Source organism: Paraclostridium tenue (assembly GCF_039521565.1).
Taxonomy (GTDB): Bacteria; Bacillota; Clostridia; order Peptostreptococcales; family Peptostreptococcaceae; genus Paraclostridium; species Paraclostridium tenue.
Genome location: NZ_BAAACP010000011.1, coordinates 38153 through 51648 on the forward strand (window position 1 = coordinate 38153; position 13496 = coordinate 51648).

Sequence of the window (13496 nt, forward strand, 5' to 3'; positions counted from 1 at the left end):
AAAAAAGCTGATATAACAAAAAGGTTATATCAGCTTTTTTATTTTTTCATTGATATTATATTTTTACTAAGTTCATTTATACTCTCTGTTAGACTTTGAAGTTTTCCTTCTATTCTTATCAGTAGGTACATACTGATTGCTATTGGAAATCCAACATTGGCTATTAGAGATTGAATTTCTGAGTTCATTTAAATTTCCTCCTTTAAGCTAGGTGGCTTCGGAGAAGTTTTGGTTATACAGCATCTTCCTTCACTGTAAAGCCTAAAAGTCAAGGTTTTAACGTTTCGTCAGATTGCTATATAACCTTCAACTTTACCCTTCGCCTTTGTATTTGAAAAGTTTAATTTGTTATGTAAGTGTCTTTGAAGCCTTTTGATAGGGCTTCGTTTTTTAGTTTTAGGGCATTGTTTTTATCATTAAATGCACCTATGGTTACTTTGTAAAGTGGAGCTTTGGGTGGTGTTTCTTTTTTGATAAAGTTAAGTAGGGTAGAAGCTATGGTTTTAGCTACTTTTTGTAGGTAGTCTTCTTTTTTACATAGATTTTCTATTTCTGGGTTAGATATAAAGTCTATTTCTATTATTATTGATGGCATTTTTGTGTTTTTTAGGACTGAGAACTTTTTTGATTCTTTTACTCCACGATTTGGTGTGTTTAAGTTTTTTGATAGATTTGAAGTTAGATTTTTACCTAGTGTGGAGATTTTGCTGTTTAGGTTATAAACCCAAGTTTCTGTGCCTTTTGCTGATGTGTTAGTGGATGAATTCATGTGAAGGCTTATAAAGTAGTCGCAGTTTTCTTTGTTGGCTTTATTAAATCTTTGTGAAAGCGTGTAATAGGTGTTGTTTTCACGAGTTGTTATTACTTTTTCGTTTGATTTCTCAAGGATTTCTTTTAATATTAGTCCTATTTTTAAGACTATATCACTTTCTTTAGTGTTATTTTTGCCAAGAGCTCCAGAGTCTTTGCCACCATGACCAAAGTCTAAGTAGAATTTCATAGGTTACCTCCTTTATTTTGTTTACTATATGGTATCAGAGGTTTCTTATTTAATATATCAAAGTACTTTAAGAATGATTTAAAAAGTTATACAATCATTTCCTAAATCTTAAGACTTGTTGTTTTAATATAAAAAACTGTACAAAAATGGTGTTTTTTATTTCTTGTACAGTTTAGATAGTAAATATATTATTTTAGAAAATTAACTAAAAAATCAGTTTTAATCCAATACAAAATTCCAGTGAAAATTAAATAAAACATACCTTCTATGGGAAAATATCTTAGTTTTATTTCTTTAATTCCAGATTTAATTTTCTTTACTAAATCATTGTAAAAATCAATATCCTTTATATCTTTAAAATCTAAACTTATACTCATTAAACTATCAATAAATATAGTTTTATAAAACTCTGGTAAATATATTTCATCTTCTCTTATTTCATATTTTATATTTTTTATCTTTAAATATTCCTCAATAATATTTATTACATCCGTTTTTTTAACATTATGTATTGAGTATATGTGTTTATTTTTTCTATATCCCCAAATAAATATTAATAAAAATACTATACTAAATATTATTATGCTACTAATACCTGTGTATCCTAGTTTATATCCTTCTATTAAATCTGAAAATGGACTATATGTTATAAATATAAACATTATTACTTGAGCATATCTAGGGTTAAACATTATTTTTACTCCACTTAATAAAATTACACTACATATAAGTAATGTTATTATCATTAAATTAAATTGTAACATTTTTTCCTCCTTTATAATATTCTGTCTTTTATATAACTAGTCCCTAAAGTAAAATTTAAAATGATATTGTTGTTTTTAGAATAACATAAAAATTCTGTAAATTAAAGGCTTTTTATGTAAATGTTTTCCTTATATAATTTAATTAACAATTTGAAAAATCCAAACTTTAAGAAATTAAAGGACAGAAAACTATAGGGGGTAAGTAGGAGACTATAATTACTAGTAAGTTACCAAAGGGGGACTATTTTATGGATTTAAAGAAAAAAGCAAGTAGAAGTATAGCTATAGCATTAGTTGGAGTATCTGTTATAACGCCTACTATAAATACAGTGAATACTGTGAATAATATGGAAATATTATAAGTAGGAAGTAGATGAGAATATGTTCACATATAAAACTTATGGAATATTTCTTATTACATTTGGTATTTTTCATATAATTAAATATTTATTATTAAACGATATGAAACCAAATTACATTTCTAGAATGTTTAATATAACTTCAATGGAAGACTATATAAAAACCCAAAACAACATAGTTTGTATGATTAGTATATTGTTAATATTTTCAGGAGTATTTTTTATTATAAAAGATAAGTTAACACCATTAGAAACTTTAATTCCATATATTGTTTTTATAATTCCATATATATACATATGGATAAAGAAGTACTATATAAAAATAAAAAATAAGGCTTAACTTAAGCCTTATTTTTTATTTTTGCCAAATTAATCATAGTATTTAACATTTTATATTTCACTCCAAAATAAACACATCTTAATCCATTTTTTACTTTTTTGTATTTAATTAACTGGTCTTAAAAATCATATGACAAGTGGTTAGATATGCAGATAAACATTATTACTTAACTAATTGTATTGCTAATAAAAATGTTTATATAGATTATAAACTAACTTAAATGGAGTGAATTTAGAATAGTATGTTATATGTTATTGCATATAGCTAGTAAAAATGACCTTAAAATTCATTTAGATAAATTTTAAGGTCATTAACTTTATTCTAAATATGTAAGTTTCTAAATTGAAATACTAAGACTAGTTATTTCAATTTGTAATTAAGATATTCATAAGCATCTTTTAACCATGGATGAATTACCTTAATTTCATTTTGTAATAAATAATCAATATAGTAAAGAGCTGAATGCTCTAAAGATTTATCCAAATTATATAATAACCCTTCTAAATAGGGTGGATTTCCACTTTGGTCCCATTTTACCTTATCTGAGACAAATAATAATAAATCTAGCTTAGAAGGCTCTTTTTTTAATGTAGTATGACATTCAATCGCTGATAAAATTGAAGTATCATTAATTTTAAAAATCTCTTGTGCAATTACTTTTGAGATTTTTTGATGTATGATTAAAGGTAGTTTTCTTTCCTCATCACAAATTTCAATTCCTAAAATATTTGCAACTTCTATTCTTTTATTATTTGGAATTACTGCACTTATATCATGGAGAAGCCCAGATATTTCTGCTAACTCTGGGTTAATAGAATATCTACATGAAATATCTTTTGCATAATTTGCAACTTCAATAGAATGAGATATAGTATCTAGGCAGTTATTTAACTTTAAAAACTCTGTCATACTTTTTTTTATATCATTTGTGATTTTAGGCACCTTTAAATTTATTGAATTTATGCTCATATATAAATTTCCCCCTAATAAACTTAAATTTACAATTTATAACTAATTATTAATTTAATTATATAATAACTTAATTTATTTAATATTTTTGTGTATATTTATATTTTTTATTAGACTTACAATTTTATTAAGATTATAATAAATTGGATGGCAATATTTTATAATGGGGGAGGTTAGAATGGAACAAGTAAAAAATAATAAACAAAAGAAACTTACTATTGGATTATTTATTGTGTACTTTCTAGTATTAACATGGATTATATTATTTAAAATGAATTTTTCATTTGAAGATTTAGTAAGTCCAAGAAGTATTAATTTGATACCGTTTGGTGATTCTACGATTGTCAATGATAGAATTGATATTAAAGAAATAATTTATAATATGATTGTATTTATTCCTTTTGGAATTTATGTATGTATGATAACTGATAAGTGGAGTGTTTTGAAAAAAATTCTATCTATAGCGGGGGTTAGTTTGTCATATGAAGTATTACAATTTATATTTGCAATAGGAGCATTTGATATAACAGATTTAATAGGCAATACATTTGGAGGCGTCGTTGGTATTGCAATTTATTATTTTATTAGCAAATTATTTAAATCAAATCAAAAAATGAATAAAGTACTTAATATAATTGCATTAATTTTAACTATATTAATCGTTTTGTTTTTAACAATTCTAATTGTAGTAAACTTATAATTTTAATTAGAGTAAATGACTAATCCCTAAAATATATTTATACTCTAAAGGTTTTAACTTTATTTTAAAATATCTGTTAAAAAAGCTCTTAGAATTCATTTGTTTGGATTTTAAGGGCATTAATTATATGGGAGAGAGGGGAATTTAAATGATAATAAATTTAGATAATAAATATATTATTAAACAAATATCTTTAGAACAAAGTGCCCAAATAGAAAAGTTATATAATTTATGTTCAGATTATCATATAATTTGTAGCGGTAGAGAAGCTAATGAACAAGATATAAAAGATCTATTTACTTATACAGATAAGAAAACAATTGAAGATTCTTTAACTTTAGGAATTTATGAATCAAGTGAACTTATCGGATTAATTGATATATTTAAAAACTATCCTAAGATTAATACATGGTCAATTGGTTTATTATTACTAGCACCGAATAAAAGGGGAAACAAGTTAGGTAGTCTAGTTCATAATGAGTTAAAAAAATATGCTTTAAGTATAGGGGTAGATTATTTTAGTATTGGTGTTCTTGAAGAAAATATTTTAGCTCATAAATTCTGGAAATCACTAGGATATAACAAAGTGAAAGAGTCAAATATTAAATTTGGAGAAAAAGAGCATATAGTATATGTTTATGAACTAAAATTAAGTGACTAGATTTATAATTGCAATCTGTAATTTTGGTAGATTGCTATATAAATTTCAACTTTAGCATTTGCCGTTTTGCATTACAAGTTTAGTTTGTTATGTAAGTGCCTTTGAAGCCCTTTGATAGGGCTTCATTTTTTAGTTTTAGGTGGTATTTTTTGTACAGTTTAGATAGTAAATATATTATTTTAGAAAATTATTAACCTTAATATTACATAATTCCTAGCTAGTTTTTAGAGTATAATATATTATTTTTATATTTCACTCCCAAATAAACACATCTTAATCCATTTTCAACTTTTTTTGTATTCAATTTTGTATAATTACAAACTAGTCTCAAAAATCAAATGACAAGTGGTTAGATATGCAGATAGATACTATTATTCAACTAATGGTAGTGCTACTAAAAATGTTCATATAGATTATAAACTAACTTGAATGGAGTGAATTTAGAAATGAGTAAGTATAAGGATTGGAAGATGATAGATTGGATTATAGTAGGATTTGTAGGTATATCGTTTATAGAAATACCTGAACATTTGTATACTCTTCCTACAATGGTAACTGTTTATGATTACCCATATAATATCCCTATAATTGTAGCCGGTGTATTTTTAATATATTGCTTTTTATCAGGAGTATATTGGATAAAAAATAAAAAAATAAATATGGTAGTTCATTATTGCTTATTAGCAACCATGTATATAACATTTGTTATGCTATATGTTATTGCCTATGAGTCGGGGATGTAAAATAAGTATTATACGTAAATTTGATAAATAAAATATCTAAATTTAGAAAATATACAATATGATAACATGGTTTTAAAAATTACTCATGATTGTTTTATTTAGGGGGTGATTACTTGAAGAAAATAACTAAATCATTTAAACGATTATTTTTATTATCAAATATTGTAATTATAATAATTTTAATCTGTATTGTTTTTTTACTTATTAAAAAAGATTATTTTCATATGACGCTATCACTTGGAAGTTTTGTAGTAATGTTATACTCGAAATTTCAATGGCAGAAAGCATATAAAGAATTTATTGAGAAATTTAACTAACTCATAAACCGAAAATTTAAGGATTGTTAAATTGAAATTAAAATTTATTAGATTTTTTATAGTTTATAGATTACTATTTGATATAAGGGGGGGAATTTATGAAAAAATTTATTAAAGAATCTGATTTAATTAGGTTAAGATTAACACAATATGAAGATTTAGAGTTTGTAATTGGTGCAGAAAATGAATCTGAAAATGCTCAGTATATAGGGAATTGGTCTAAAACTCAACATTTAGAATCACTTTCGAATTCTGATATATTACATCTGATAATTGAAGATAGTAAAACAGGAAAAGATATAGGTTACATAATCATGGCTGGATTAGACAATCCTAATCATAACATTGAATTTAAAAGATTTGTCATTTGTGACAAGGGCAAAGGTTTTGGAAAAGAGACGTTAAGATTAATTAAAGAATATTCATTTAATGAATTAAGAGCACATAGATTATGGTTAGATGTAAGATATAAAAACAAAAGAGCTCAAAATGTTTATAAATCTAAAGGTTTCAAAGAAGAAGGAATTCTTAGGGAGTGTATTCTTTATAAGGGAAATTATGAATCATTAATAGTAATGTCAATATTAGAAAATGAACAATAAATTTTATTTTAAAATATCTGTTAAAAAAGCTCTTAGAATTCATTTATTTGGATTTTAATGGCATTAATTATATGGGAGAGAAGCTAATGAACAAGATATAGTGGGAGTTTTATGTTTATAGCATCTTCTTTCACTGTAAAGCCTAAAGTGCAGGCTTTAATGTTTCGTCAGATTGCTATAAACATAAAACTTTTTCTTTGTTGTTTTTTCATTTTTATTTGTTTTTAGATAAGCCATATTTTTTATTAATACGACCTAGGGTAAATGTGTAATAAGATAAAACTAATATAAAACATGCACTAGCAATAGTTATAGGGAATGATTTGAAAAACATTAATAAGCTTAATGAAATAGATAAAACACTTGTTATTAAAAATAAAGAAACCATAGATTTTGTATATTTTTTTAAGCTTATAAATTTTTTATCAGATTTATTTTTATAAAAGTATCTTAGTTGTGATATAGCTAAGATTATACAAAATAGTCCATAAGCAAAAAACAGAAAAACAAGAAATTTCATAAAATCCTTCCTTAGATAAAATGTATTAATATTTGGCTATGTTATACAATTGTGTGATAAATGCTATATAAAAATAACTGCACTATAGTAATTTCAATATATATGACACAATTATAATTTTATACTGAATTGTCTAAATTTATTTTTCAATAAGATTTCATTAATTATACTTGTATAATCCTATTGTTTTGTATGAATCGCCCTCTAATGTTTCACTTGCCCCATAATAAATGCTATAATCATCTTCATTTCTCTCAACTATTGCATCTCCTTCTTTGAAATAAGGTACTTGAAATACATGATAATTAATATCTCTTATTATTCTTCTTGCATCAATAAGTGCAACAACGTCTCTATTATTTAATCCATATGAGCATAATGCACTAATTCTACTTATATCATTTTTAAATTTTTGATTCTTTGCTACTATATATATAGATGTCATAATATCTGTTATGCCATATAAATTATTATCATCATAAGCATCCCAACGACTGTTATTTTTATCGAATAAATCTTTATATCTATCATCTGCAATGACGCTAGTTAGTACTGCATAAGAATTATCAAATGCGTGTACCTGCTCTGAACTCATACTAGAGAATAGTTCTGACCTTAAGTCATAACGATCTTCTTTTGACATAGATAATTTTTCTTTTCCTGTTGTTTCTATTATATTTATTAATTCACTAGACATTTTGGAATTACTATTACTTATAATTATTTTATCTTCTTTACTATTATCAATATCTTTATCAACTTTAGAAATGATTTGTTCTTTAGTTGAACGACTATCTTCTTTAATAGTATCACAGCCGTTTAAAAGTAATAACGTCATCGCTAAACATGATATTATCTTCAGTTTTTTACTCATAATTTTCAGGTCTCCTTTTTCTATATTATAAACCTTATCGAATAATTTACTATATGAAAAATAGTTGCGTCAAAACTTCATAATTCTAAAACAATTCAATATATCTATTTCTAATACTATTAATCACACAATTGTATAACATAGTATGATGTTTAAACATAAAAATGATTTTAACATTTAAAGAGGAAGAAAGGTGAAACTTGGAGTAAGATTTAGATATTATGGAGTGAAATACGACTTTGTTACTAAGAGGGAGTTGTATTTACAATGAAATATCTTGTGAAATTTATTTATAGGAAGTTTTATATATTATAAAAGATAGGGAAATTTGGTATAATTAACCTAGAAATGAAGAAGGAAGTGAACATATGGCAACAATAGGATTTGAAGAAAAACTATGAGTAAGTGTCGATAAACGTAGAACGAATATGGATGCAGCAGAAGATAAATATGTTGTATTAGGATTGATATTTTTTTATTATACATAGTTTTACTATTAGGAGTAAAATAACATAAGGGGGAATGACATTGAGTAAAATTCATTTTGAAAAGCTTACTCCAACTAAAGATGTAGATTTAAAAACATATAAAGAAGCATTAGATTTCATATTTGAAGATGATGAAATAAAAAATATTGCTATTACAGGTTCTTACAGTGCAGGTAAAAGTAGTGTTATTGAATCGTACAAAAGTAAAAATAAAGATAAGAAGTTTTTACATATTTCGTTAGCAAATTTTGAAAGTAATAGGCAAAAAGATGGAGAAGAAAAGCAAGAAAATAGTGAAACTAAATCATACATTAAAGATAAAGAATCTGTATTAGAAGGTAAAATACTAAATCAATTACTTCATCAAATAGACCCATCTAAAATACCTCAAACTAATTTTAAAGTAAAGCGTACAGAGTCGGATATAAATATTATTAAAGTAGTTTTAATGATTACGATTTTTATAATTTCTACTTTACATATACTTTATTATTCAAAATGGAGTAAGTTTATAGCTAGTTTAAGCCAATTTTATGGTCTAAGGTTTTTATTAATTACAACAAAAAGTATAAGTTTATTTTTAAGTGGCATTTTTAGTATTACAATATTTGTTATAGCATTATTTAAACTTATAAAGTCACAAAAGAATAAGCTTATATTTAAAAAATTTAAACTAAATGGAAATGAAATAGAAATATTTGAAAATAGAGATGAATCTTATTTTGATAAATACTTAAATGAAGTAATATATATATTTGAAAATTGTAATGCAGATTGTATTGTTTTTGAAGATATAGATAGATTTAATATAAATGAAATTTTCCAAAGGTTAAGAGAAATAAATTCACTTGTTAACTCAAAAAGGATTATCAAAAATAATGAGGAACAACATAATGAAATTGAAAATAGTAGATTTGAGATTTTTAACAAATTCAAGAGAAAAATTAAAAATTTTAAAAGAGTTACACCTACTAAGGATCCATTAAGATTTTTTTATCTAGTAAGGGATGATATTTTTATATCTAAAGATAGAACAAAATTCTTTGACTTTATTATGCCTGTAGTACCTGTTATAGATAGTTCTAACTCGTATGATCAATTTATTTCTCATTTAGAAAAAGGTGGAGTTTATAACAAGTTTGATGAACACTTCTTACAAGGAATATCTTTATATGTTGATGATATGAGAATATTAAAAAATATATATAATGAATTCATAGTGTACTATAATAGAATTGGAACAACTGAACAAGATTATAATAAATTACTTGCAATGATTGTTTATAAAAATATATTTCCTCGTGATTTTAGTGATACACAAATTAATATAGGGTTTATATCAATATTATTTGAGGATAAAGATCGTCTTATAAAGGATACTATAGATAAAATAGATAACGAAATCCATGAACTAGAAAAGAATATTACCTTATGTGAAAACGAGCATTTAAAAAATGTCAATGAACTGAATAAAGTATATCCATACTCTTATGATAGAGGTGAAGAATATAATATCAGAAATAAAACAATTGAATTAAAGCAACAGGATAAACTTGACCAAATGAAAAATGAACTTAAGGAATTAGGTACAAGAAAAATAAAAATAAAAAATGAAAGAATCGCTAATTTAATTACAAGAGAAAATATAGATAGAGCCTTTGATATTAGTTATAAGAACTTTGTTAGTGATGTGAATGATTTTAAAGAAATTAAATCGAGTCAATATTTTGAATTGATAAAATATTTAGTTAGAAATGGATACATAGATGAAACGTATGAAGACTATATGACATACTTCTATGAAAATAGCTTAACAAGAAATGATAAAATATTTTTGCGTAGTGTTACAGATAAAAGAGCGAAAGAATGGACTTATAATCTAGATAATACTAAATTAGTATTATCTAGATTAAGAGAAATAGATTTTGAAGAAATAGAAACTTTAAACTTTAATTTATTTAAGTATCTTATTGACACACAAAGTAAGAATGAAAAATATCTAATCAAATTTATACAACAATTAAAAGACGAATCATTATTTAAATTTATGGAGGGATATTATACTTTTGATAATGATGTAACTAAATATATAAAAACAATGTATAAATATTGGGAGTCATTTATAGAAGACATTTATGAATGTAGTGAATTTAATTACGAACAAAAAAAGCAGCATATAATAGAAGTGCTATATCATTTTGAAAAAAGTGATATGTTAAAGATTAATAAAAATGAATTTTTAACATATACTATTTCATCTGATGATAAATTTTTAAATATACAATCACCTAATATTGAAACGATTGTAGAAAAATTTGTAGACTTAAAGATTAAATTTACTTCTATAAGATTTGAAGAATCTGACGAAGCATTATTTAAAGAAGTTTATAAAAATAAGTTATATGAGTTTAACTTTGAAAATATATCACTAATGTTAAAAAATATTTTCAAAGTAGATAATGAAAAGGATATAAAACATAAAAACTATTCTATAATTATAAAAGAAACAAGTTCTAAGCTTTTAGAATATGTAAATGAAAATATTCAAAGTTATATAAAAATAGTTATCGAAAATTGTGATGGAGAAATATACGATACACAAGAAGCAGCATTAAAATTAATAAATAATAAAGAGATAGAGCTTGCAGAAAGAAAAAAATATAATCAACTTCTAAAAACAAAGTTAAATATGCTTAATGAAATAGAAGATAAAGAATTATGGGACTTATTCTTGCAGAATAATAAAATAGAATATTCTTTAGACAATATACTTACTTATTATTTTGGTATGGATAGAAAGTTAAATGAAACTGTAGTAGGCTTTATTAACAGCGATATTTTTAAATTTGAATTTTCTAATGAATATATAGATGAAAAATTTGGTAAGGATAGTGGGATGGATATATTTAGGTCGATAGTTGGTAGTGAATCTATTAAAAAAGAAAATTATAGAAATATGCTAGAGAGATTTAACTTCGTATATCCAAAACCAATGGTTGAGGTAGAAGACTTGTCAGAAGAAAGAATTAAAATTTTAATAGAATTAGAAAAATTATCGGTTACATCAGAGAATATTGAATTCTTACGAAATAAAAATATCGGATTATTAGAATATTTTATAGAATTAAATATTGAAAAATACATAAATAAAATAGAAGAGTTGCCTCAACTCAATAAAGATGAATTAATAAGTTTATTATCATCTAATATAGAAGATCAATTTAAGAAAGAATTAATATCTAATTTCAATGGAGTTATTTCTATATCAGGGATAGCTTGTTCTAATGATGTTAAAAACTTTATAATTAGCAATAAATTTGATGAATCAGACCTTTCTTATTTGATAAAAAATTATGAAAAATTTAGTATATCAACTAAAGAAAAGATAAAAGATTTATGCATAGAGCATATAGATAATATTATAAGAGATAAGATTAAGCTACATTATGATTTACTTATAAATTTAATGGCTAAAAATTCAATTGAAGAGGATATAAGATTGAAAATTTTAATTGATAATGCAGAAAACATATCAAAACCACAATTTAGAGATATGATAGAAGTTACGAATTTAACTGAGTATAAAAAAGTATTTAATAATGGAAGACCAAAACTTGAAGTAAATGATATTAATAGACAATTTTTAAATGAATGTATAGCTAAAAAGTGGATATCAGGTTTTTGTGAAGAAAATGACATGTTTAAAATTAGTCGTAAAAGAATGAAGTATACCTTGGCTAATTAACTATTTTAAGAATAATCCATAAGGGTAAAAGAAAAGCTAGTCTGTATTGACTAGCTTTTCTTTTTGTATCAATTTACTGTATAATCATATTACAAAACTACAAAGGGAAGTTTTGAAAAGGTAGCTATAACTTACATATAAAAAAAATATGAGCATTTAACATTTTAGGTTATTATGTGTATACTTTGAAGTTATTACAGGAGTTTTAACATTTGCTTTTGCATAACTATATAAAGACACTATATAAAAAATATATGAAATGTAATATAATAGACACAAATGACTATACAGTATGATAACACAAAAAAGGAAACAAGCTTATGAATAAAATATTTTGTCCAGAATGTAATGAAAAAACTACATATCATATTATAAATCAAATTATAAATGAATATAAAGAATATAAAGTAGATGTAATACAGCATATTGCAGTATGTGATAAATGTAGTGAAAAAATATATGTATCTGAACTTGAAAATGAAAATTTAAAAAGGCTATATAAAAAATATAGAAACATAGCAGGAATTATATCCCCAAAAGAAATTATAAATTTTAGAGAAAAATATAGTATATCTCAAAGAGAATTAGTAGCCATACTTGATTGGGGAAAAATGACGATAAACAGATACGAAAGAGGTAGTTTACCAAATCAAATTCATAGTAATACACTAGAACTTATAATACGAGATGAAAGATACTTCAAGGAAAAAATAGAAGAAGCCTATAAAAATAATAGAATAAACGAAAAAACACACTTAAAATTACAAAATTATTTAAGCTCTAAAATATAATGACAGAAAAATTAAAAAAGATTAAAAGAGATATAAATAAAAAAATTATATAGAAATCTCCTTCTAATCATTGGAAGGAGATTTTTTAAGAATAGGAGGATAAATTATGTTTTTCATAATGGGGGTTAGTCAAAATCAAAAAAAACTAGACTACAAACAACTTAACATTTGCAAATGCTGCGGCAAATATTCAAACATTGAAGTATACATGACTTACTGGTACTTCATGTTCTTCTTTATTCCTATTATAAAATGGAACAAAGAATACTACGTCAAAACTACCTGCTGTAACAAAATAGCTAAAATAGACGAAGAAATCGGCAAAAAAATTGAAAAAGGACAAGCTATAAGCATTGATACAGAAAGCCTAGACTTTGGTTGTTATGAAAACAGTGTAAAAGTTTGCTCTGTATGTGGATACCAAACTACAGAAGACTTTACTTATTGTCCAAAGTGTTCTAATAAATTATAAAAATAAAAAAGTAAAGGAACAGAATACTATACAATACCATTTACATAATTGGATAAAAAATGGAACGTCATTAATTTGCGTTCCATTTTTATATGCATTGATTCCAGCGTCCTAATACCTTCTTTTTAAAAGATGATAACTGTATAAAAAA

Annotated in this window: 14 protein-coding genes and 1 riboswitch; of the genes, 8 read left to right on the forward strand and 6 right to left on the reverse strand. The window is 24.1% G+C overall.

The window, feature by feature from the left end:
• Positions 1-38: 38 nt before the first annotated feature.
• From ABFX13_RS09685 to ABFX13_RS09695, 3 genes are all read right to left on the reverse strand, one after another.
• A complete protein-coding gene (locus tag ABFX13_RS09685) occupies positions 39-188 on the reverse strand; it encodes a YvrJ family protein (RefSeq protein ID WP_147544777.1) in 150 nt (49 codons plus the stop codon).
• A gap of 152 nt (positions 189-340) precedes the next feature.
• The gene (locus ABFX13_RS09690) at positions 341-1000 is read right to left on the reverse strand and encodes an N-acetylmuramoyl-L-alanine amidase family protein (RefSeq protein ID WP_346045418.1); all 660 of its coding nucleotides are present in this window, start codon (positions 998-1000) and stop codon (positions 341-343) included.
• A 188-nt stretch (positions 1001-1188) separates the two neighbouring features.
• Positions 1189-1764 (reverse strand): hypothetical protein, encoded by a 576-nt coding sequence (locus ABFX13_RS09695; protein ID WP_346045420.1) that lies wholly within the window; start codon positions 1762-1764, stop codon positions 1189-1191.
• A 148-nt stretch (positions 1765-1912) separates the two neighbouring features.
• Positions 1913-1999: riboswitch (cyclic di-GMP riboswitch) on the forward strand.
• 227 nt (positions 2000-2226) lie between these two features.
• Here ABFX13_RS09695 and ABFX13_RS09700 point away from each other — a divergent pair.
• Complete coding sequence (locus ABFX13_RS09700; RefSeq protein WP_346045422.1) at positions 2227-2463, forward strand: hypothetical protein; 237 nt, start codon at positions 2227-2229, stop codon at positions 2461-2463.
• 360 nt (positions 2464-2823) lie between these two features.
• Here the strand turns inward: ABFX13_RS09700 and ABFX13_RS09705 are convergent, their stop codons facing one another.
• Positions 2824-3432 (reverse strand): HD domain-containing protein, encoded by a 609-nt coding sequence (locus tag ABFX13_RS09705; RefSeq protein ID WP_346045424.1) that lies wholly within the window; start codon positions 3430-3432, stop codon positions 2824-2826.
• Between the two features lie 178 nt (positions 3433-3610).
• Between ABFX13_RS09705 and ABFX13_RS09710 the strand changes: the two genes are divergently transcribed.
• The 4 genes from ABFX13_RS09710 to ABFX13_RS09725 all read left to right on the forward strand — a co-directional run bounded on the left by ABFX13_RS09710 (position 3611) and on the right by ABFX13_RS09725 (position 6455).
• The gene (locus ABFX13_RS09710; protein ID WP_346045426.1) at positions 3611-4132 is read left to right on the forward strand and encodes a VanZ family protein; all 522 of its coding nucleotides are present in this window, start codon (positions 3611-3613) and stop codon (positions 4130-4132) included.
• A 148-nt stretch (positions 4133-4280) separates the two neighbouring features.
• Positions 4281-4793, forward strand: coding sequence for a GNAT family N-acetyltransferase (locus ABFX13_RS09715; protein WP_346045428.1), 513 nt, complete (start codon positions 4281-4283; stop codon positions 4791-4793).
• 446 nt (positions 4794-5239) lie between these two features.
• On the forward strand, positions 5240-5536 hold the full coding sequence (locus ABFX13_RS09720; RefSeq protein ID WP_346045431.1) for a hypothetical protein: 297 nt from the start codon (positions 5240-5242) through the stop codon (positions 5534-5536).
• 415 nt (positions 5537-5951) lie between these two features.
• Entirely contained in the window at positions 5952-6455 is a 504-nt protein-coding gene (locus ABFX13_RS09725) for a GNAT family N-acetyltransferase (RefSeq protein WP_346045433.1), read from the forward strand.
• 214 nt (positions 6456-6669) lie between these two features.
• On the opposite strand, the gene ABFX13_RS09730 is transcribed toward ABFX13_RS09725, so the two are convergent.
• Both ABFX13_RS09730 and ABFX13_RS09735 read right to left on the reverse strand, forming a co-directional pair.
• Positions 6670-6975, reverse strand: coding sequence for a hypothetical protein (locus ABFX13_RS09730; RefSeq protein WP_346045435.1), 306 nt, complete (start codon positions 6973-6975; stop codon positions 6670-6672).
• Positions 6976-7135: 160 nt separating this feature from the next.
• Positions 7136-7849, reverse strand: a complete 714-nt coding sequence (locus tag ABFX13_RS09735) for a hypothetical protein (RefSeq protein WP_346045437.1) — start codon at positions 7847-7849, stop codon at positions 7136-7138.
• 528 nt (positions 7850-8377) lie between these two features.
• Between ABFX13_RS09735 and ABFX13_RS09740 the strand changes: the two genes are divergently transcribed.
• From ABFX13_RS09740 to ABFX13_RS09750, 3 genes are all read left to right on the forward strand, one after another.
• A complete protein-coding gene (locus ABFX13_RS09740) occupies positions 8378-12082 on the forward strand; it encodes a YobI family P-loop NTPase (protein WP_346045439.1) in 3705 nt (1234 codons plus the stop codon).
• A gap of 320 nt (positions 12083-12402) precedes the next feature.
• Positions 12403-12873 (forward strand): type II TA system antitoxin MqsA family protein, encoded by a 471-nt coding sequence (locus ABFX13_RS09745; RefSeq protein ID WP_346045441.1) that lies wholly within the window; start codon positions 12403-12405, stop codon positions 12871-12873.
• 118 nt (positions 12874-12991) lie between these two features.
• Positions 12992-13345 carry a zinc ribbon domain-containing protein gene (locus tag ABFX13_RS09750; protein ID WP_346045547.1) on the forward strand — a complete coding sequence of 118 codons (354 nt, stop codon included), beginning with the start codon at positions 12992-12994 and terminating at the stop codon, positions 13343-13345.
• Positions 13346-13496 lie beyond the last annotated feature (151 nt).

Excerpts from the sequence above, each read along its gene's own strand:
- ABFX13_RS09685 (WP_147544777.1), bottom strand. The coding sequence starts at position 188 with ATGAACTCAGAAATTCAATCTCTAATAGCCAATGTTGGATTTCCAATA.
- ABFX13_RS09690 (WP_346045418.1), bottom strand. The coding sequence starts at position 1,000 with ATGAAATTCTACTTAGACTTTGGTCATGGTGGCAAAGACTCTGGAGCT.
- ABFX13_RS09695 (WP_346045420.1), bottom strand. The coding sequence starts at position 1,764 with ATGTTACAATTTAATTTAATGATAATAACATTACTTATATGTAGTGTA.
- ABFX13_RS09700 (WP_346045422.1), top strand. The coding sequence starts at position 2,227 with ATGAAACCAAATTACATTTCTAGAATGTTTAATATAACTTCAATGGAA.
- ABFX13_RS09705 (WP_346045424.1), bottom strand. The coding sequence starts at position 3,432 with ATGAGCATAAATTCAATAAATTTAAAGGTGCCTAAAATCACAAATGAT.
- ABFX13_RS09710 (WP_346045426.1), top strand. The coding sequence starts at position 3,611 with ATGGAACAAGTAAAAAATAATAAACAAAAGAAACTTACTATTGGATTA.
- ABFX13_RS09715 (WP_346045428.1), top strand. The coding sequence starts at position 4,281 with ATGATAATAAATTTAGATAATAAATATATTATTAAACAAATATCTTTA.
- ABFX13_RS09720 (WP_346045431.1), top strand. The coding sequence starts at position 5,240 with ATGAGTAAGTATAAGGATTGGAAGATGATAGATTGGATTATAGTAGGA.
- ABFX13_RS09725 (WP_346045433.1), top strand. The coding sequence starts at position 5,952 with ATGAAAAAATTTATTAAAGAATCTGATTTAATTAGGTTAAGATTAACA.
- ABFX13_RS09730 (WP_346045435.1), bottom strand. The coding sequence starts at position 6,975 with ATGAAATTTCTTGTTTTTCTGTTTTTTGCTTATGGACTATTTTGTATA.
- ABFX13_RS09735 (WP_346045437.1), bottom strand. The coding sequence starts at position 7,849 with ATGAGTAAAAAACTGAAGATAATATCATGTTTAGCGATGACGTTATTA.
- ABFX13_RS09745 (WP_346045441.1), top strand. The coding sequence starts at position 12,403 with ATGAATAAAATATTTTGTCCAGAATGTAATGAAAAAACTACATATCAT.
- ABFX13_RS09750 (WP_346045547.1), top strand. The coding sequence starts at position 12,992 with ATGGGGGTTAGTCAAAATCAAAAAAAACTAGACTACAAACAACTTAAC.